We start from the raw sequence: 19,253 nt of genomic DNA, 5'->3' as shown, positions 1-19,253 counted from the left end.
GTCTATTTCTTATCCAGGCGTTTCGCTGCTGATTCGAGTTGCTTGATGCTTTTTTCCGGCGTAGGGAGATTTTCCGGCATGGTTCCAACTAGTTCTTCAATAGTTTGTCGTACTTTCCTACCTACATCGAAATGGGTCTGATTTGCCTGTTGTTTTGATTTTACCTGGTCGCGGCGCAGTTTTTCTTCCGCTTGGGTTGCTCGGAACAGATTGGCAGCAAGCTCAGTAGAACCCATATGGTCGAGGATTTTTTGGCTCTGTTTTTGCGTGAGGACTTGCCTGGTCGTTTTATTATGACACTGATCTCATAGTCATTTTTCAGCATGTTAACGACAGCATCAAGGAACTCCGCTTTCTGGGTGACCAGCTCAAGCTGTTCTTCAAGTTTCCTGATCCTTTGCTCAGGAGTTAAAGGGGCAGGCGGTTGGCTCATGGGCAACTCCCGGCCGGAGAGATGGGGAAGACCTAGAGCCCAGTTAAGATGACCATGCTTGCGCGACCAGGTCAGAACGGTGGAACGTCCCTGAATACCATAGTGCAGTTGAGCCTGTTTGTAGGTCATTTCGCCTTTTTCAACCTGCTCAACAACAGCAATTTTAAAAGACAAAGGATAGTCACGTTGTGTGCGTTTAAACTCGGCCATTATCACGTTCTCCGGATTTAAGTCGAAAACGTGTCAACGCTATTCAGGACGGGTCAATCACTACAAAAAGCCCGCTAATGTGCGGGCTCTAAGGTTTTTAGCTATCCAGTGGTAGCGACTGAATTTATTCATTGAGTATCGGCATCTAAGCCTTTCTGTTAAAGGGGTTGTGATAATGCGATTTTCAAGTGTGTACACCCATATGTACACGGTAAAACGGAGTGCTATGCTATTCCGCCTATTTTTTAACCTTAGCCGTTCCCGCTGCTGAAATGTTTCCCACAGGACATTTTTGTCCCCTGGTACATATGGGATTATCCCACATCATGGAGCTGTTGCCTTTGTGGCTCGATTACATCGCATGGCTCTATCGGAATCTTTTTCCGGTCTCCGCTCAGATAGTACCGTATTGGTGGATACCAAAGTGGATACCCAGTGCATGGATACCAGGTGCGAACTTCAAAACAGCCTTTTCGGTGCGAACCAGAGCCGCGAACCTCCCAATGCGAACCAAGGTTGCCAATCTTAAACTCTCTTTTGGGTGGCAACTGACTTGGCAACAAGTATTATCCCCTGGAACGCCCCCGCTTTTGGTGGTTGGTGTAAGCATCCCCGACTTCTTTAGCCGCCTGCTCTATAAGTTGTGCCGCCATGCCGTAGTTCTTCACGCTTTCGGCCTGCGCAACCATCCTATCAAGTGACCGTAACCGGCAAGCCTTGTGTGCTATTGGAATATCAGCGATCTCGTTCTGGAGTCGTTCGCGGGTGAAGTGGAAAAGCTCAATCCACTTTTGCCCCAGCTTCTTACCATTGGCTTTACTGGGGTCGTGTGATTCCACCTGCTGGCGCGTTATGGTTAGGTTGAACTCTGCTTGTACAGACTTGACTACTTGAGTAGGCGTATCAAAACAGGCTAGCGCCTGAACAATGAAAGCCTTAACCTCTGTTGGTAATGTTGCCATTGCTCGTGATTCCGTCATACCCTGTCAAAAGTTTAAGCTGATTTTAGCACGCGCTCTATGCTTGGCTCGCACTATGAAGCCCTCTTTTCGGTGGAAACCTGCTTTGAAACCTCACGACTGGAAACTACAGCACCACTCAGCCAACTATTTGGCTCAGCTCGCAACCATCCAGCTAAACCTCAGTGCGACCACAGTGTGACCTTACCGTAATCTTACCGTTAGGTGCGTTTTCGCTGCGTACCGGCCTGCGTACTTTTGAGTGCGTACCTAATACGTACCTGTCACCAGGACAAAGGAGTGGATGCTTCCAGGCTGAGTTCTTTTCATACAATCAAAAAGCTGAGCTGCCCGCTAGGCCGCATTCCACCGTTTGAAAGCGTTTTTAAGTCCCGTCTTTTTATATATAAGCAAAAGTATGTTGGTTCAGTTAGTTCAGTTGGTTCAATTTGTAAAAATTGTTGTTTTATATGGCTTTATTTTCGAAAAGTGAACCAACACAAGGCCGTTTTGAACCAACAAGCGGGGTTTTTGTGTTGGTTCAGTTCCGATCATCTTGTCTTGCGCGTACTGGTCGCGAAACTCAACCGGCCAGGGAAGGAATCGTCAGCCTCTATCGAGTCCCTTAAATTCAGCCACCAGCTATGTATAACACTGTTATACAGTAGTACACTGTATGCCTACCAACTGGCTATCGAGGTGCGAGTGTGAGCAAATCCAACTTAGTGGCGTTCCGGGTTCCGGCTGATTTACAGGATGCCTTCAATCAGGCCGTGACGGCGTCAGGTGGCGATAAGTCGGCTTGGCTTGTCGATGCCATCAGAAGCAAGCTCAATCGCCCTGTGGCTGATTCTGATAGGCGTATGCTGGCGCTGGTGGAGCGCATGGAAACGGCAGCGGCGGCCCTGGTTGCCGGTAAGTCCGGCATACCTCCACACCCGTACAATGAAAAGGCTGTGATTGCCATTGTGGCGCAGACTATCGGGGAAGGTTTAGACAATGGCCGGATCATCGCTGAACGGCTCAATGATGCCGGGTATCAGACCAAGGGAGGCAAGGCGTGGGATAAGGACATTTACAGCGCCTGGAAGCGTCAAGGGAACAATGCCAACCTGGTTACTGCCGCACTGATCCGATAACACAGAGATAATTCATTCAATATCAAATAATTTCCGGGGGAATCCCTCATTGTTAGGGAACCCCATCGCCGTCAAATTACATCCGGGCAAGTGTGGTTTTTTATCTATCAAATCAGCAACGTCCCTGACCCATCTAGAGCCAGGCCCTATTTCCTTCACCAATAGCCATAGAACGGCTATCATTCCGTACATTCTTTCGTAAGCATCGTCGTTCATGTTCAAACGTTCGAAATAAGGATGGTTTGGTAATGGCTTTATCTTTGGCTCGTTAACTTTGTTCCAGATACGTGAGTGATGAGCGCAACGATTTCTAAGCACGTTCATAGCACTAAGCCAGTTTTGAAAAATAGCGCCATTACCAGGGGCTATACCAAGCCTAGAAAGTATCCCATTGCGGTGACCATCCTTCAGCATGGCATAGTATTTTGACATTAAGCCAAAATCCCAAACCTCAATAGCTACCCAGAACGGTAATCCTTCGTATTTACCCTCGTGCCACTTGATAAAATCCTCTCTGCTTTTGGCTATTTCGTTTGAATGCTTGGTAAGCCATTCATCTCTTGCACTACAACGCCCACCATGCCGTGGCTTCAAGTGCTTGGGATTGATCAGCGTATCGTCCAAGTATCCAAGAGGGGATATTTTGCCAATTTCATGTGCAATGACAGAGCGAACATAAACTTCGATTCGTTCCAAGGCATTCATCATCAGAAGGCGTAATTTTTTATCAAACAAATACAGGTCGTACACTGCCCGGAAGTTTGTCCCTGGGCGAACCTGATCCAATCGCGTTCTGATATGTTCAGGGGTTATATGGGGAATTCGGCACGGATACCAAAAGCCAGAGAGGCGATAATAGCCTACCTGCGATATTTTTTTTATTGCATGGAAACGGTCGGGAACATCCATGCCACGGGAAAGTAGCAGATCGATTAGTTCGTCATATTCTTTATGAACCTTTACCGGATCAGCCATTCAAGAGTTTCCCTGCCCCCAGATATGAGAAGGCCCAGCCATAACAATCACCCATCTAGGATAGGATCAAGCCAGGGGGCCGGGCTCAGTTGCTGCTAAATCTACACTATGTTGCTTTTATGTCAATGTGACCGGGCGCACTTACTTTTGTATAGTTAGCTATACATCAAGGCAAAACACTATATGTGGTTGTTAAGCCTGTTTATCACCACCAAAGGGTGTATTGAACGTTTTTACCTATCAATCTTATCAGCGGCGCTTCAACTGTAGTTAGGGGTGTTGTGTTACCGCAATACCTTGTGGTGATCTTGCGGTGCCCTTGTTGTGATCTTGTTGTTCGTGACTAGCGGCGCGGTGCTGGCTTCTTCCACTGGTAGGCCGGTGTGTTCATTCGCTGCCGGTGCCGCTCCTTGGCCGCCAGTGCCATCGAAACGTTGGTACGGATGTCTAGCAGGTCTTTACCGTTCAAGGTCAATCCTTCTCGCTTGGCGACGCTGATTAACGCCAGTTCCATAGTATGACGGTCAAGCACGGTATCACCTCCGATAATTGGTAGCCTGTTATCAACCGCCCATCCCGTAGGGCAACCTTAGGGTAGTGGTGGTGATCAATGCCAACGTGGATCACCGCCATTTTAGCTTAATCATTGGCAACATACACATTAGTTAGAATATTGAGCTTAGGGACTAACGTACATTTTTAACTTTATGGTGTTAAATGCTGCTATTCGGTGGTGATCGGCATTATCTGGATCACCGCCTATGCCTGGAACCCTTCGGCCTTCTTCGCAATTCGCATTTGTGCGTCAGGATTACTGACTCACAGTATCACCCTATCCGCTCAATCTTCCCTGTCTGGCGCTCAATTACAGGCATGAATACCTTCCAGTAGCGCTCCTCCTGCCGGAACAACTGCCAACGCTTACGCTCGAACGTTTCCCACCTCATGCCCTTGGGCTTGTCAAAATGAAATGGCGTCTTGAACAGGTTCATTAACTCCGGTGTGTCATGGCTCCAGATGGCAAGGCGCTGGCTTCTGAGCAACCGGCGCATTCTGGCTAACCTGTCCTCGCTCTGGCTGGCGTAGTGAAGCCCCCAGCACTTACGGCAGGCGATACTCTTACGCCCGATATGGAGCTTTGCGCATCGCTGGTGGCAGTGAGGGCATAGATACCAATGCCGCACACCATAACCGGCCTGGGTGGTTGTCAGTGATAGCCTGAACGAATGCCCGTTGATGGTGGCTGTGTACCCGTTGCCATTCTTGGTGATCCACAGCGTCCCGCTTTCGGTGGTGGCGTAGGTGGCGTGGCCGTCTGGCACATCTGCCAAATCCCGGCGCATATTACCAAGATACGCCAAGCCAATACGGGGGAGTGCGTCTGTGTAGCTCCTGGTTTGCTCTCTCATTTTCGCAATCTCCAGATTTTTGAATACGAAATAATATGGGAGTTGATAGAAATGCGAATCGTGCGCAATCGGGCTTATCCCTGTCGTGGTGCGACTTCTAGCCCAATTTGCGAATTGCTTTATGTTTCGTTTTACAGGCCCATGAATCCAAGGAAATCGGGTTAGCGCTAAAGTGATAGGGGGCCGGTGGTCTGTCAGGTGAAGGGGTCAAAGATTTACCTACCCGCCCCTCCCCAGTTTCTCCAGTATTGCCAGCCTCACGAACTCCGAGCGGTTCCGCGCTGCCGGGTGTGCTGGGTTGCCCGTTATCACTTCATCAACCAAGGCGACAATATCAGCCTCAACCGACACAATCAGCCTTGCCGTAACCTTACCGTTAAAGTAGCGGTTAACCTTTTTCTTTGTGCTGTGAGTCATGGCATTGCCTCCACCCGGCGTGCTCTCCCGTACTTGTCGCTTAATCATCTAAGTTAAAGATGAGAAATCTCACCTTTTTATGGTGTGTATAAATCATCAAACTGTTGCGCTTTAAAGCTGGCCCAACCGCCTCCACATACACTGCCATTTAACCTTTCTTGATGGAGCTGTAGTCGCTAAGGTAGTTTTGCGGCTCCTCAAGGCAATCTTGGTAATAGCTGTTCGTAAAGTCGGCCCCTTGGGAATCTCTAAGTATTCTGCGAAACGTTTTGTCGGTATAGACGCGATCAATAATAGACTGCACAAACTTTACGCCAGCTTCGGGAGGGGTTGTTTTCGGAGCTTGAGGTAGCAACAATTCTTCGGTAGGCTTCTTCTCAGGGTATAAGCTGGCTGCCGTCTTTGACACAAGGTTAAAAACTTGGGCATGCGTCATACATCCATTCTGTATCAATCCATCTATGTCCCTTGTTTCGGCGTTTCCACCAAAAGTGATTGCCCCCAAGGCAACCAGAATCAATTTTTTCATGAGATAAGCCCTATAAGTGTTTTTACTGCGCTCTTTAATTGTGCCTCGCCACTAAGACCAAGAACAGCGCGGCTAACTGTATTTACTGTTTGAGGTTGCGCTGATGGCACCATGTCCCTGGCTGAACGGATCGCCTTATTGACATCATCAATACTGGCCTCTCGCGTCGCCGCTTTGTCGTTCTTCTCAGTGACAAGTGCTGCGTCTGACTTCGTGTTTTTATTAATAGTTGCCTTTGAGGTTTTCACTGTTACAGGAACAGCCTGGAACACCATAGAGACAAGTAGCATAGTTACGCCGCTTTTCGAGTCGATCTTATAATCATACCTGGATAAATCATAGTCATAAAATAAGTCATCAGGCGTTTCGATATCATAAGTATCCGCACTCGCAACCATATTATCCAAGGTTTTTAGAAAGTCCGTTCTAGATGTTGCGGTGAAATTTGGCAGATTAGGCACTGCGCCGCTATACCCCGTCCATCCTTCAAATGCTACAACAAGGTTTATCTCTGCCGGCCGCTTTACCTTGTTGAATGCCTGGTAGTCGCCCCTCTCAAGTGGAGCAGTAGTGATGACGCTATCATTTTGACGAGCAAAAGAAACTGTAGTGTCATAGACCAGAGCCTTTTGCCCTACTTTTGGTGATGATGAGGAAAAATATACCCCATAACTTGGGACGAGAACGCTACCAATGACTGCGAAAATCCCGCCACCGTTGATAGCTGATAAAATCGTTGTTTCATTTAAATTTAGTGCCATATTTGAGCCCTTAAATCAGTCTTTCTTAATGGCTTGGATGGTTGTCATCCATGGGCCACCAGGAACATTGGAGGATATATCATGCTGAATGCTGACTACCGTCAACTCACCGTCAGCCGCTTTGTTATCTGACTTTATTAAAACCTTTCCTAGCCTCCGCAGCTTCGGGTTGAATAGCATGGTAGCGAAAACGCCCATACTGGTAACGGTTGGATAGCCGATCATTCCTGTATCAGGAGAAACCTCCAGAACGATATCTGTGAGTATTCCACCTTTGTTGGAAATCTCGACAACCCCGTTATGAATCGTCATTCCAATGTCGGCGGCGTCTGCGCAATCCATCATCTGGTTAATGGCGCTGCCAACCAAGTACATATCGTTAAGAATTTTATCCACGCCATGATTAACAAACGTGTAATCGCAAGATTCGGCTAGTACCTTAATAATATCCTGAACCTTTACAGCCCCTTTGTATGAGTTCGGGGCGGCAGGCTTCACTTGGTAGTAATACTTACTGTTAGATTGTATCCGCATAGGGACGTCAGGCATTTTGTTATAATCGACATAAGCATCAAATATCGTCCCTTGGTATATTTGCACCTGGTTATTTTTTTCTCCAGCAAGCAAGGAAACAACACTTCGTGTAGTATTAAAGCTAAACCCTTGACCAACAATTAACTGGGAAAGATCCTGATTTACATTGTAAATCACCATGTCTATTTTGCTTTGACTTCGCCCACCAGCGTTCTGCATGTTAACTTCGCAACGATACCCATCCAGGCGCACAACTTCATCGCTGTTGCTTGCAAGCTTAAACTCTACAGATATCAGCTTTTCCGAGTATATGCTCATTTTATGCCTTAATTTTCAGGTGTGCTGGTAGAACTGCCGCCAGACTCAACGCCGCCGTGCCTGTGAGAGTCAACAACGATGCCATCTTTAAGAACAAGCGTTCCATCAGCAAGCACTTTCAGCCCGTTAATGTTCACCTCTGGCGAGGTTATTTTGATGCCGTCATTTAAAAACTGAATAACCTGCGTTGGCGCTCCGTTGAGGAATCCGCCAATGTAAAGACCATCAGAGTAATGGTTACGCCTAAAGGAACCAGGGTTACCCGGCTTGCGTGTTTTTTTGATGTTAGTGATATCTCTATCTGCAAATATAGCGACGCCGATATCGCCAGGCTGCGGGTCAATAACGATGGCGTTACTACCACCCTGCAATCGGAAGAACGGGAGACTGTAAAGGATGTTGTGATCCATCTTATCTCCGCTCGCTGTCAGCAGGTTAACCATCGGCTTAACATCAACAAATCCAACAGGCGATAGCTCATCCTCAGTAGACACTGAGATCACATTTACCATCGAGGTGAAACACTTAAGCCCCATAAACTGCTTTATCATCGCGTTAAGCAGATTTTCCTGGTTGGCTCTATCCTCTGGACTTAATTCCCCTGGATATCCCTTGTTATCATTACTCATGATACAGCCCCATTAATGGTACCAATAAGAGGGTTTTGCCCCAGCTCTTTATGCATGCTTGTGGCAATGCCCTTAGCATCCGTAGCCTGCGTGTAAATGTTAAGCGCACCAATATGTACCTCGCTCGTGGAGCTTCCCCTGCCAACAGAAGGCATTGAAGAAAACGACGCACCAGCACCTAGCTGTAATCCCTTTATTAAGTCAGCGTTACTAACCGCATCCTTCCCACTCTCATGGTCAACAATGCCGCGCATCAGACTTCGCATGGTTTCAATGTCGTTGGGATTTAGCTTTTCATTTGCCCCTTTGCCGGTAGCCTTGGAAAGGTGGGAGATATACGCCTGAACATTATTCCCATCGCTGGACGGGGCGTAGGTATTAACAATTTCCGCGATGGTGTCTTTTCCGCGTTGAAAATACCGCATCAGTTGACGGTATAGGGCGGCAACTCCCTCGCCCATGGTCTTGAATGCCGCAAACCTTCCCGGCCCCTGCTCAGGAACAGCCCCGCGCTGGCCTCTGAATTCAAGGTTGCCAGGGTTGTTGTTACGCGCACCTCTCGTTTTAGATCGGTTGGCTGATTGGGCGTGCTGAACTGGCTCGGCAGGATCTTCCCCTTCATCACCAAAGCCTAAATAATTCTTGGCTTTATCAACGAACTCCCAAAAACCGACCCCGTTTTTTTCTTGGTTCTCGTTAACCTTATCAAGGAGGTACTCACCTTTTGTTTTTCCAACCTTGCCTGCTTCTTCTTGCAGTGATTTTACCTTGGAGGTTGCAAGCGCAATCATGGCGATAACTTTACCTATTGGCCCCAACATGCTGCCAAGCCAAACCGCGCCCATGAAAATGGCTAGCGCCGATAATTCGCCATGCCAGTCCCCAACGGCTTTGGCTGCGTCGCCTATCCCAATGGCAGCCTCATTGAAGAATGCGGCAATTTTGTCTGAGTTCTTATTGACCCAATCACCAAACTTATCAAGAAGCCGATTTAGTTGTTCCAGCGCGGGCATCATGCCAATAAGGATTTTCTGCTTGGTAGCGTCAAACTTGGAAGCCAACTCCGAAAGCTTTTGCACATACAGCTGAGCTTTCTTTGTCGCCTCATCTGTGGCATTAGACATTGCAGTATTTTTTGATACATCTTGCCCAACCACGTCGCTACCACGCGACAGCATGTTAACCATCTCAGGGGACAAACCAACATCACGCCCATACATTTGACGCGTGGCCGGATCCATATTCTTGAATCGGTCGGCCAACTCCATGTAGATGGCTTGAACAGACTTGTAGGCTCCTTCCTTGTCTTGCAGGTTGATACCCAGGCGGCCGGTAATTGTTATCAGCCCCTGGCTTATCTCGCCTTTGTTTTGGAGCAATGCAAGGTCATTTTGCAGGCCAGCCATGGAGCCGCGCACCTGCTCAGCTCCCGCCCCAAATTTTGCAAATGATTTCTGCCAGCCATCCAGTTCTTTACTGCTCATGCCAAGGTTCTGTGCGGCATACCCCAATTTACTTAAGGAGTCGGCAGTCGATAAAACAAAGCTTCTTATCCCCCCGAGAGTTAGGGTTACCCCTGCCAGAGCAAGTAATTCATTCTTGATCGAACCAAAGAAAGAGGCGGCTTTTTTACCTGCCGCCTCCATATCCTTGGCTAATTTCTCTGATTCCTTTTTTTGCTTTTTCATTTCCTCGGTCATCTCTTTACTCCCCCTTTTAAAATCAGAGGGGTCAAGACCGAGGGTGATAACTAAAGCATCAATAACTGTTGGCATTATCTCGCCTCACTGGCCTTTGTTGATGACCATTTGGTTGTAATCATGAACGGTTATCACTTCGAGAAACCGCCAAGCATCCTCCAGGCCATAAACCGTGTCTAACTCATGGAGGCTCGCCAAATTCAACTTATGCGAGATGATGATGCCGATAATCTTCGGCACATTGACGAGTTCAATCATTCCGCCAACATCATCACCCGGCATAGTCGGAGGCATATTTAAGCGCTTGCGGGTAGCAAAAAATCCACGTGAAGCTTGAAAACCTCCATACGCAGCTTAAGGCGTGTAGCAACCTCTTCGGTGTCGGACTCAACCAGTGGGCGCTGAATTTTCTTATCGTTAGGGTTTGGAACGGCCTGAACGCATGCCATCAGTTCATCGAGTAGCGGCTTAGCTTCAACGGCCGGGATTTTCGCAACCAGCGCCAACCCGTGCATAGCCATAGCAGCCATGCCCATGCTTGATAAATCGTCTGGCACCTCAACGCCGTTTCGAGACATCGCCATCCCCACTTGAATAGCCCACCACTCCGCCTGTGATGCTGACATTTCTTGAATGTGATACATCTTCCCTTCGTCACGGCCTTTGGTGCCGGACACTGTGTAATAGAGTTCTTTGCGAGCCATGGATACCCCTTAGTTAGATTCGTTGATAGAAGTAGTAAGCGCTTTAGCCACCAGCCCGCGAGCAATCTCATGAATGCTTGGCGAGATACCTAACGGTGACTTTTGTTTTTCTTGGCGTTGAATTTGAAGTATCGCCGCCATCTGCTCACCAGATAAAAGAACAGGCTTAACGTTTGCTTTCGTTGCCATAGCCACAATCTCACTGGTTATTAATACAGTTATTAGTGTTGCATAAAATGAAATGATTGCAATTTATATTGCAACAATCGCAATGATATATTTCGATCATTGCGATCGAATTTGCTGGTGGTTATGGAAGCCAGTCTGGAGGTGAGCAAGCAAGGGTTTGTTACAACAGGGTGGCAGGGTGAGGAGATACTTGAGGGGCAAGCAGTTAGTCTCATTCAGTTCAAAAAATATACTCAGATCCCATTTTTGCTATATACATTAGAAAAATTGTTCACTTCATGACTGTAAGTGTTCAATATTCAATCTAATCAGACACGCAACCGATACAGGAAAGGCCACCAAGGAGACACTCACCAAGGAGGGATTATCATGGCCCATTTAGCGATCAGCGTTCCATTCATCAACTCAATACTCTACATAATCAAACACTATGGAAAGCCCTACGTACCGATGAAGCCTGTAGTGGAAGGTATGGGGATGGATTGGCAAAGGCAACGCGCAAAACTTAAGGGACAGTTCAACGCTCATATTAAGAAACTTACTATTAAACCTTCTATCGATAGCCAGCCAACGATGTTTCTTTGTCTTGCCCTCGATAACTTTTCTGATTGGATGCAAACGATCTGCCCAAACAAAGTTAACCCCCAAATCAGAGATAAGGTTATCCAATACCAGTGTGAATGCTACGATCTGCTACATAAGGGCTGGGCCAAAGGTGAATCAAACCAAGTACCAGCCAGCGCCCCCGAAGAACGCACACCGTTACAGACAGCAGTAAACCGCATAACGGGGAAATACGGGTTACCTTACCAGGCAATTTACAAACTGATTCATTGCAAATTGGGTACAAAGCATCTCAATGAGTTGACTGAACGTCAGAACGCCGAAGCTATCGACCACCTTCTCGCTAGAGTGCTAGATGGTGAACTCTTGGGTAAACAGGATGGATTACCGCCACCCAGTCGCAAACCTGACTATAACTATCCTGTTGAAACTGCTGACCCACATGATCGCAAATTCGGTAATGCCTGGATGACTCCCCGCGTAATTCTGGACGAACGCAATCGTGCACCAGAACAGGAATTGTTAGAAGCATTGGAAAAAGATGGTTTTGATGTCACCGGTGCAAAAATACGCATCCATGCTATGTACGGCATCACGCAGCAATTTATCGAAATGCAGAAAGAGTTATCCTATGCGCATCAACTAACATCTCGCCTGAACAATGTTATCAATAACCAGACTAAAGAACGTGGTGCAAACATTATCTTCTCAGGAAAGGACAAGGGGTTAGCTTATGGTGGATATCCGAAAAGACGGCTAGGCTAAACACTAAATAAAAGACCCGGCTCGCTGACCGGGTCTAAATTATTATTGAAGGCTTTTTATCATATAATTTCGTCTTACGATACCTAATCTATCGTTATGAACTTCAGTGACACTTGCGACCACCGAAATACGTTCGCCAACTTTATATTTACTTTGTATTTCATTTAGCATCTCAATGGGATAAGAAGCTTTAATTCGCTCACATTCATTAACAACCTCAAGCTTCCCATACATAGAAAGTACAGCCAGTTCACCAGAGATACGCTCATCCCATGGTTTTGAAACCTGGGTCAACATCAGTCGATTAGTGAGTTTTCGGATATCTTCACTACTGATGGATACCTCTTTTCGGCCATTACTAAGGGGACCAACCCAGGAAATATCAAAGTTAAGGCCGTTTCTCTCACACTCATCAATGATTTTCTTAAGACTATGCGTCGAGTGAGAGCCAATTTCAGCGACCTTAGCTATAAATGTTTCCTCATCAGCAGCTTCCAACATTGAAAAAATTTCTTTTACCGCCTGGCTTGAGACTGTGTCGAAAAGCTCTCCCGAACCAGTAGAGAAAGTAACTGCGAGCTTTGTTGATCCTGGAGCGAGATCTGCTAACCGCATATTAAGGGCGTTTTTTACATCATTTGGTACCCGTCGAGAATCTTTACCTGATGAAATTCTATGCGTTGCCTTCTGGACAAGTCCTGCCAGATTAGCTGATATGACGGAAAGTATATCCAGCGGAATAGAACCAATGTCGACAAGGACACCTTTCAACCGCAGTTCCATGAAATCCTGTAGGGGATGCTTGATATCGATAGCCCTTTGCTGGGCTCGCAGGTCGCTCAGATGAGAGTCCATTGACCTATAAATAATATCGTCAGCAAATGACCTACCTCTTTTGCCCGAGAGCGATTCGACGTCACGCTGAACGAATTCAATTCGATCCTTCAAGGACTTGAAATCTTTTTCTTCGTTCATAGCATAACCCTCACCAGACCTTTTGGATTCTCCTTTCTATCGAAACCAAACCATCCCCGCCAATAGCTTCTTCTCTCACTATAATCTATCTCAGGGTGGTTTTCAGGAAGTATCAGCACATCAATGTTGAAATTTAACTTCACATATTGACGATCTAACAAGCTGCTTACCAGTCCATGAAATTGTTCAGTAATTTGATTTAATGCTAAAAAATCAACAACAACAAGAACGTCTATGTCATCTGGTTCTGGCTTTTCTGTTGTAAACGAGCCGTCAACCCATATCTCACTGAAACACTTGAACTGAGCATTGATGCTCCTAACCTGAGAAATATACTGTATATAATTACAGTACAGCATACCCCTTCGCTGAGAAGTAGTAAATCGTTCGACACACAATTCCTTCAGGCCATCATCGTCATAGTCATGGAACCCTGGCGATAGAAGGGGAGGAAAGCATAACTTCTCCATTACACGCCCTTGCTGTTTTTATTGTAAGATTCTGTTTTTATTTGCAATTTATGAAGCTCTTGATTTTAGTCGCTCCCCAGATACCTCTTACCACCATTAGGCCCTATAACCACATCATGAACTTGTGGCGATAGAGTTCGCGAGCGACAGAAACCATCAGCGGCAAGTTTTCTTTGATTTACTGACTGAGCCGTCATTACAGACAAATTTTTCGCCAGAACAATGGGAAACGCCACCTTTCTTGCCTGAACATGGGGTATTAGCTGCCGTTGCTACGAATGCAAACAGCGATAGGCATACAGCCAAAATTATTTTCTTCATTATCCGCTCCCTCGAATGCCACACATTAGTTTGCCTACTGTGTTCTACAGACGGCTATATAGCTAGACTAAAGTGTCTGTCCTTTGATCAATGGCACAAAAAAGCCCGCAAGATCGCAGGCTTAAGTATGGGAATGCAATAATTTAACAACGTTACTATTTGATACCTGTAGCACCAATGAGGTTAAACAATATCGCCTCGTTGTCATCGTCAAATCGCTCTTGAACCAGTAGCCACTTCAACACATCCACAGCCTCACGCTGGTGGAGCGGGCGGATCTGCGCCAACCGTCCAGAAAGATAATCCTCACGGTCATAAATATATCGCTCACTGTCAATGAGGGAATCGTTATACAGCTCTTTGTAAGCCGCCTGACGCATACCGTAGAGCCAATCCCAATACTGCCACTCCCTCACCACATCCGAGAGAGTGTGAGGCTCTGGAAGCGCATCCCTGAATCCCTCGGTTTTAAGTTGGCGCTCTGCCTCTTCCTGTTCGTGTTCTTCCCAATCCATCGAGCGAGTTTCACCCTCCTCCAAATCACTGACATACAGATGCCCGTATTTATCCAGCATCATCGCCTCTGCCTGGGTGGGCTTCATGGCGGCTTCATAGCTACCGAATACCGCCCTGACCTTGGCCGCCTCGCTGTTCTGCGCTTTGGCGCGATTGATGTGGTGCTGTGGATCATCCATGAACATGGTTGAGAAAGCCGCCGTCCAACCCGCGCCCGTGTTTACAAGGTGCTGCGTGTAGCGTTCCTGTGCCTGCTTGGGGGTAATGGTCAGCTTTTTAAGCGCATCCTCTGCGGCGGCGACGTGTGACAGCTCGTTGGTGCCGATCACTTCCAGCACCCACAGGTAAGCGTCCGTTTGCTTATGGCCGGTAATGACGCGCTGTGGTGGCAATGGCTTTACTGTCGCTACAGCGGTGCCGTATTGCGGTTCCGGGATGGTAAACAGGGCTTTGTGTACCTGGTTATCTGCGAACAGGCCAGACCGCTTACAGGCGCTTTTAACCGTACTCAGGTTAAAGCCGGTGATGTCAGCAATACGGCGATAACCCATGCCCGACTGTTTCAGGCGTAGCACTTCCGCCCGGTGCTCCCTGCTCATTCTGCCGGTAGATTTTGCACCCCCGGTATGCACGTTGGTTTGTGTGCTCATTCCCACTCACTCCGCTTGTTTTCTGGCTTGTGATTAGGGCCACCAGCCAGAAACACAATAATTTGTTGGTTCAAAACGGGCATTTGTTGGTTCAGTGTTGGTTCAAAATTAAAAATAATTTCCTTTAAAAACAGACATCTTTACAAATTGAACCAACTGAACTAACTGAACCAACATGTTTTCTCGCACGTAGAGATTTTATTCTTCCGACTGTTCGCCGTCTGGCAGGTGGTGGATCACGTACACGTTAATCTGTCGCCCGTCGATACGCGGTGATTTCCGTTGAAAGCCTCTCCCACTGGCTGGCGGTGTCAGCATCCCGGCCTCTGCCAGCGCCTTGGCGAAATGCTTGGTGTTAAACCCTCGCGCTATCTCATCTTCAAACGCTGCCGGGAACGTGTAGAACACCATAGCGTCGCAATCATGCTTCCCTTTGTCCCGGTACCCGGCCAAGTCACGAATAGGCAGGCTCTGCGGGTCATAGGGCAGTGGCGCGAACCGGCTCAAGCCGTGGGCGTTCAGGAAGGCTTCGGCAGCCTCGATAATCTGCTGGTGCTCTTTGTTGCCGGTGCCGAACTCTCTGATCCAGGCGTTGAAGTTGTGTTGTATCGCGTCCCGGCACTCCTGCGCATCCCAGCCAGTTACCACACAGCCCAGCAACAGCGCCGCCTCCAGTACAGCGAACCGCGCCGCCACTCGGTGAACCTGTTCCCCGTAGTCTGCCGGTATCAGTGAGCGCCAGCGTTCCTCTGCTGCTCTAACAGCGGCAATGGCCTGTTGCTGGTGGTCGGCAAGGTGCTTAATCCAAAAGCGCCCAGCGGCCCCGTAATTGTGCTGATAGGCGTCTTTCAGGGCGTCGGCGTGGGCCTTGCCGTTGACTGTCTCATGGTGCTGTTGTGACTTCTCCAGCGGGATATTCAGCAGGCGCACCAGTTGCCCAGCCTTCACCTTGCGGCCAGCGGTAGCTATGAAGGTTTCAATATCCATTTCACCGGTACTGAGCGCCACGGTACGCCAGCGCTTTAGATCTCGGTTCCCGCCCTCTTTGGCCCCTTGGAGCTTACCCACGCCGTTAAACAGGGTGTAGGCCGATTTCGCCACGCTATCCGGATCAGCGCCTTGCCCCACCTCATCCAGCGGCATCAGTCCGTCATTGTGCGCGGCGGCCTCGTTGGCTATCCCTAAAGCTGTACCGAACCACGTCAGGCGCAAGGTGTCCGGCTCACCGTACAGACTGCTGGCAATGTTAGCGGTCGTGGTCTTACCGGCACTGGATTGCTCGTAGAAGTGAATACCGAACCCGTCAACACCTGCCAGCCCAATGAGGGGGGCAGCCAGTGCCGCACCGATCCCGGCCATCATGGAAGGGTTGCCCTGCGCCAACCGGGCCACTGAATCACGCCAGCTTTCCGGCGTTCCCTTGACGGTGTACCCGGCAGCGGCAGCACTGCGCCCGTTGAACAGTACCGGCCTTTCAGGTGTGCCGATGATTTCCCCGTCCGGCATGATGTATGCCCCGCACTGCCAGCCCGTAGCCTGCGCCACGCGCCAAATATCACGGGAGCCGCCACACTGTAGCCAATCGGCCAACGTCGCCCGGAGTGCGGTTTTCGTGGTCACGTTCACACCGCCCGCCTTGAGTGTGCGCCATCCTTCACGCTCGCCAATGTCGGCCAGGGGAATGGCTGCGGTTGTTGGCAGGGTTTCGCCTACCGGTAGCCAACGGATAATCAGGTATTGGTCTTTGTCATCCCGGCCAGTGCCGATCACTTCCAACGGAGAACACAACCACGATTCATTGTTGATCACCTCGCCGCTCACCTGGTCTACCTTCGGCGTGATCCAGAAAATGCCATCCTTGCGGCTTTCAATGCGAGGTTTTAGCGGATCAGCCTCTTGGCTGTCTTTTTTACCGCCCTCAATGGCTTTCAGTTGGACGCTCACGCCTTCCCCCTTGTGCTGATACTGCGAATCGTCAAATGCTTGTGTAGCGGCTTCTAGACCGTTTTGCTGGCGGTAGTCGTCCCAATCGGCTTTATGCTCGGTAGGTGGCACTGATACCCACCCGGCAACAGCGGTAGCGGCTTTCTCTGCGGCGATCCGGCCAGTGTTGGCGCTGCCGTCTGCGTGGTGGTCGTTATCACCTGCAATGATGATTTGTGCCTCTGGATATTTCCGGCGCATCACCTGAGCAACGTGTAACAGGTTCCCGGCATCGATAGCGGCCACCGTCAGCGCGTCAGGGCGCATTAGGTGAGCGGTTAGTGTGGTTGCCAGCCCCTCGGCAATAATCACCGCCTGCGGCTGTTCTGGGGCGTTCACGGCATGGTATGCGCCGCGCTTGGTGCCGTCCGTTACCTGCCGCTTCTCACCAGCGGGGGTGATGGTCTGTGCTGCCGTGACTGCGCCGGTTTCGTCAGTCAGGGCCACCAGCAAGCGGCCATCGGGAAGAATGGGGAAGGTGAAGCCGGTCAGCCCTTTGGCGGTGAAATAGGTCGATTCACCCGGTGAGGCTTTGTTGTATAACGCGGTATAACGGTGGTTAAACTGCTGGCGCTTGCGCTCCTGCTCCACGGCTTCGGCCTGCTGGCGTTCCTGCTCCCGCTGCTGGCGTTCGGCGTCGATTATTGCCTTGCTCTGGCTGGTGGCCTCTGGTGCTGGTTCTGCTGCCCGGTAATCAATACCCAGCACGTCAGCGACCATCCGAGCGGCTTCGGTGGCGTCGCACCGGTTCGCCTTCTGGATGAGGTCTAACCCGTCACCGGCCCCGCACTGGTTGCAGAAATGCGAACCGCGCCCGTTATCGTCGAAACGAAAGCGATCTTTCCCACCACAGGCCGGGCAGGCCACTTGTGCGCGCGGGCTGGCGGGAACGTCAATCCCCACCATCGGCAACACGTCCGGCCAGCGGTTGGCGGCTGCTTTGGTCACTTCGCGGATAAGGTCAATGTTACGCATCATGCTGCCACCGCCAGCGGTTTGCGCTTCATCTGAACGCCAATGACTTTGGTCACAGTCCAGCAATTCTCTACAGCCTCGTCCAACGCCTTTTTGATAGCCTCATTCTGGTTCTGAGCATTGCCATACCAGACGGGGGAAATAGGGCGCCCAGCGGCATCCGTAGCGTAAATAAACACGCGGTAACGGTTAGTTTGATTCGACATAACCAGCCCCCTTGTTGCCGTCCTGCGCCTCTTTGGCTGTTACTTCGATAATTTCTAACAGACGGTGTTTTACCGCCCCTTCATCACCATTCGGCGCAAGGTGTCCGGCTGCTGCGGCTAGGGCTTCAATCTTGATCAGGGCATCAAGCAGCGAAAGAATGCTATGCATGTTTACCTCCACGCTTCGCCGCTTCGGCATCCATGCGTTGTGCCTGTTCTTCAATCAGCCATGTGGCAACCTCACCTGTTAGTTGGGCTAGTAACGAGGCAATGGCGGTAACTTCACTTTCTGCCATCTGGTGTGGATAGCTTTCCAATAGACGGCTGACCACTTCTGCCTGTTCGGCCTTTTCTGCTGCTTTAGCTAAGGTGATTTCGTGGCTCATGATTTACCCCCTGAATGGTCACGCATGACGTACTCACCAATACTGTTTTCCGCCTCGTCCATTGCTTCTGTCACACCTTCCAGCAGAGACATTACCGCGCCGATCATATGTGTATCGGACTCGCCCGCCTTTGTTGCTTCAAGCCATACAGAAAGGGTGGCTTTCGCTTGCGCAACACGTCCTCTAGCGTCAATCAGGGGCATCGGTTTACGCATAGCTCACCTCCTGAACCGTAGAGGTTTTCGCTATGGTTGAAGGTGTAGAGATTTCCCCCATACCTTGCACCGGCAGACGGGAGGCCAATGACAGGATGAAGTGTGGGGCCAGCACTTGGCGGGCTTCGCGCTCGGTGTGCGCTTCTACAGACATGCGGCAAGGCTTGGCCTTACGGTCTGAGCGTGATATCGCCAGAAAGCGCCAGGTGAACTTATTCAGGGTGAGAGAATTCCGCCCGGTTAAGGGTGTGGTATGATCTGACATAGCTACCTCGTTACTGTACTTAACGTTGGTGGTAAGACGCCTCGGTAGTGTTCCAC

At 49.3% G+C, this 19,253-nt stretch carries 25 protein-coding genes and 2 pseudogenes; 2 read left to right on the top strand and 25 right to left on the bottom strand.

The features are described from left to right. Positions 1-2: 2 nt before the first annotated feature. The 3 genes and pseudogenes from dinD to KGP26_RS27795 all read right to left on the bottom strand — a co-directional run. Positions 3-263 (bottom strand): annotated as a pseudogene (dinD, locus tag KGP26_RS27805) (DNA damage-inducible protein D); the annotation flags it as partial. Between the two features lie 208 nt (positions 264-471). Beyond that, positions 472-643 (bottom strand): annotated as a pseudogene (locus KGP26_RS30455) (IS3 family transposase); the annotation flags it as partial. A 566-nt stretch (positions 644-1,209) separates the two neighbouring features. Then, positions 1,210-1,605: a DUF2280 domain-containing protein gene (locus KGP26_RS27795; RefSeq protein ID WP_371824928.1), complete on the bottom strand. Its 396-nt coding sequence runs from the start codon at positions 1,603-1,605 to the stop codon at positions 1,210-1,212. A 704-nt stretch (positions 1,606-2,309) separates the two neighbouring features. On the opposite strand from KGP26_RS27795, the gene KGP26_RS27790 reads away from it, so the two are divergent. Then, positions 2,310-2,741 carry a hypothetical protein gene (locus tag KGP26_RS27790; RefSeq protein WP_223664832.1) on the top strand — a complete coding sequence of 144 codons (432 nt, stop codon included), beginning with the start codon at positions 2,310-2,312 and terminating at the stop codon, positions 2,739-2,741. Between the two features lie 12 nt (positions 2,742-2,753). On the opposite strand, the gene KGP26_RS27785 is transcribed toward KGP26_RS27790, so the two are convergent. From KGP26_RS27785 to KGP26_RS27730, 12 genes are all read right to left on the bottom strand, one after another. Then, positions 2,754-3,716: an Abi family protein gene (locus KGP26_RS27785; protein WP_223664831.1), complete on the bottom strand. Its 963-nt coding sequence runs from the start codon at positions 3,714-3,716 to the stop codon at positions 2,754-2,756. 343 nt (positions 3,717-4,059) lie between these two features. After that, the gene (locus tag KGP26_RS27780; RefSeq protein WP_199062150.1) at positions 4,060-4,248 is read right to left on the bottom strand and encodes a hypothetical protein; all 189 of its coding nucleotides are present in this window, start codon (positions 4,246-4,248) and stop codon (positions 4,060-4,062) included. Between the two features lie 295 nt (positions 4,249-4,543). Then, positions 4,544-5,125 (bottom strand): hypothetical protein, encoded by a 582-nt coding sequence (locus KGP26_RS27775; RefSeq protein WP_223664830.1) that lies wholly within the window; start codon positions 5,123-5,125, stop codon positions 4,544-4,546. 219 nt (positions 5,126-5,344) lie between these two features. Further along, positions 5,345-5,542, bottom strand: coding sequence for a hypothetical protein (locus KGP26_RS27770; protein WP_059200085.1), 198 nt, complete (start codon positions 5,540-5,542; stop codon positions 5,345-5,347). 148 nt (positions 5,543-5,690) lie between these two features. Continuing rightward, positions 5,691-6,071: a hypothetical protein gene (locus KGP26_RS27765; protein ID WP_223664829.1), complete on the bottom strand. Its 381-nt coding sequence runs from the start codon at positions 6,069-6,071 to the stop codon at positions 5,691-5,693. After that, positions 6,068-6,832 carry a hypothetical protein gene (locus KGP26_RS27760; RefSeq protein WP_223664828.1) on the bottom strand — a complete coding sequence of 255 codons (765 nt, stop codon included), beginning with the start codon at positions 6,830-6,832 and terminating at the stop codon, positions 6,068-6,070. The genes KGP26_RS27765 and KGP26_RS27760 overlap by 4 nt, the downstream gene beginning before the upstream one ends. A gap of 15 nt (positions 6,833-6,847) precedes the next feature. Further along, positions 6,848-7,684: a hypothetical protein gene (locus tag KGP26_RS27755; RefSeq protein WP_223664827.1), complete on the bottom strand. Its 837-nt coding sequence runs from the start codon at positions 7,682-7,684 to the stop codon at positions 6,848-6,850. Positions 7,685-7,692: 8 nt separating this feature from the next. Then, positions 7,693-8,313, bottom strand: coding sequence for a Gp138 family membrane-puncturing spike protein (locus KGP26_RS27750; RefSeq protein WP_223664826.1), 621 nt, complete (start codon positions 8,311-8,313; stop codon positions 7,693-7,695). Beyond that, positions 8,310-10,088, bottom strand: coding sequence for a hypothetical protein (locus tag KGP26_RS27745; protein WP_223664825.1), 1,779 nt, complete (start codon positions 10,086-10,088; stop codon positions 8,310-8,312). The genes KGP26_RS27750 and KGP26_RS27745 overlap by 4 nt, the downstream gene beginning before the upstream one ends. 9 nt (positions 10,089-10,097) lie before the next feature. Then, on the bottom strand, positions 10,098-10,307 hold the full coding sequence (locus KGP26_RS27740) for a transglycosylase (protein ID WP_223664824.1): 210 nt from the start codon (positions 10,305-10,307) through the stop codon (positions 10,098-10,100). A 2-nt stretch (positions 10,308-10,309) separates the two neighbouring features. Next, complete coding sequence (locus KGP26_RS27735; protein ID WP_223664823.1) at positions 10,310-10,717, bottom strand: hypothetical protein; 408 nt, start codon at positions 10,715-10,717, stop codon at positions 10,310-10,312. Between the two features lie 9 nt (positions 10,718-10,726). Continuing rightward, positions 10,727-10,906, bottom strand: a complete 180-nt coding sequence (locus tag KGP26_RS27730; protein ID WP_071926072.1) for a hypothetical protein — start codon at positions 10,904-10,906, stop codon at positions 10,727-10,729. Positions 10,907-11,275: 369 nt separating this feature from the next. Here KGP26_RS27730 and KGP26_RS27725 point away from each other — a divergent pair, with 369 nt between their 5' ends. Then, positions 11,276-12,235: a phage antirepressor N-terminal domain-containing protein gene (locus tag KGP26_RS27725; protein ID WP_223664822.1), complete on the top strand. Its 960-nt coding sequence runs from the start codon at positions 11,276-11,278 to the stop codon at positions 12,233-12,235. 42 nt (positions 12,236-12,277) lie between these two features. On the opposite strand, the gene KGP26_RS27720 is transcribed toward KGP26_RS27725, so the two are convergent. From KGP26_RS27720 to KGP26_RS30285, 10 genes are all read right to left on the bottom strand, one after another. Continuing rightward, a complete protein-coding gene (locus tag KGP26_RS27720) occupies positions 12,278-13,210 on the bottom strand; it encodes a hypothetical protein (RefSeq protein WP_223664821.1) in 933 nt (310 codons plus the stop codon). Continuing rightward, a complete protein-coding gene (locus KGP26_RS27715; protein ID WP_223664820.1) occupies positions 13,207-13,680 on the bottom strand; it encodes a hypothetical protein in 474 nt (157 codons plus the stop codon). Before KGP26_RS27715 ends, KGP26_RS27720 begins: the two co-directional genes overlap by 4 nt. Before the next feature lie 156 nt (positions 13,681-13,836). Next, positions 13,837-14,001, bottom strand: coding sequence for a hypothetical protein (locus KGP26_RS27710; RefSeq protein ID WP_223664819.1), 165 nt, complete (start codon positions 13,999-14,001; stop codon positions 13,837-13,839). 155 nt (positions 14,002-14,156) lie between these two features. Then, positions 14,157-15,167, bottom strand: a complete 1,011-nt coding sequence (locus KGP26_RS27705) for a hypothetical protein (protein WP_223664818.1) — start codon at positions 15,165-15,167, stop codon at positions 14,157-14,159. Positions 15,168-15,365: 198 nt separating this feature from the next. Continuing rightward, positions 15,366-18,125: a TOPRIM and DUF927 domain-containing protein gene (locus KGP26_RS27700; RefSeq protein WP_223665697.1), complete on the bottom strand. Its 2,760-nt coding sequence runs from the start codon at positions 18,123-18,125 to the stop codon at positions 15,366-15,368. Next, on the bottom strand, positions 18,125-18,331 hold the full coding sequence (locus tag KGP26_RS27695) for a hypothetical protein (RefSeq protein WP_223664817.1): 207 nt from the start codon (positions 18,329-18,331) through the stop codon (positions 18,125-18,127). The genes KGP26_RS27700 and KGP26_RS27695 overlap by 1 nt, the downstream gene beginning before the upstream one ends. Further along, positions 18,315-18,500, bottom strand: a complete 186-nt coding sequence (locus tag KGP26_RS27690) for a hypothetical protein (RefSeq protein WP_223664816.1) — start codon at positions 18,498-18,500, stop codon at positions 18,315-18,317. The genes KGP26_RS27695 and KGP26_RS27690 overlap by 17 nt, the downstream gene beginning before the upstream one ends. Next, complete coding sequence (locus KGP26_RS27685) at positions 18,493-18,717, bottom strand: hypothetical protein (protein ID WP_223664815.1); 225 nt, start codon at positions 18,715-18,717, stop codon at positions 18,493-18,495. The genes KGP26_RS27690 and KGP26_RS27685 overlap by 8 nt, the downstream gene beginning before the upstream one ends. Then, the gene (locus tag KGP26_RS27680) at positions 18,714-18,932 is read right to left on the bottom strand and encodes a hypothetical protein (RefSeq protein WP_223664814.1); all 219 of its coding nucleotides are present in this window, start codon (positions 18,930-18,932) and stop codon (positions 18,714-18,716) included. Before KGP26_RS27680 ends, KGP26_RS27685 begins: the two co-directional genes overlap by 4 nt. Beyond that, on the bottom strand, positions 18,925-19,086 hold the full coding sequence (locus KGP26_RS30285; RefSeq protein ID WP_245399450.1) for a host cell division inhibitor Icd-like protein: 162 nt from the start codon (positions 19,084-19,086) through the stop codon (positions 18,925-18,927). The genes KGP26_RS27680 and KGP26_RS30285 overlap by 8 nt, the downstream gene beginning before the upstream one ends. Between the last annotated feature and the right edge of the window lie 167 nt (positions 19,087-19,253).

It is taken from the genome of Serratia sp. JSRIV002 (assembly GCF_019968725.1).
GTDB lineage: Bacteria > Pseudomonadota > Gammaproteobacteria > Enterobacterales > Enterobacteriaceae > Chania > Chania fonticola_B.
The sequence above is the reverse complement of the archived record's forward strand: the minus strand, read 5'-3'. Positions and strand labels throughout refer to the sequence as shown.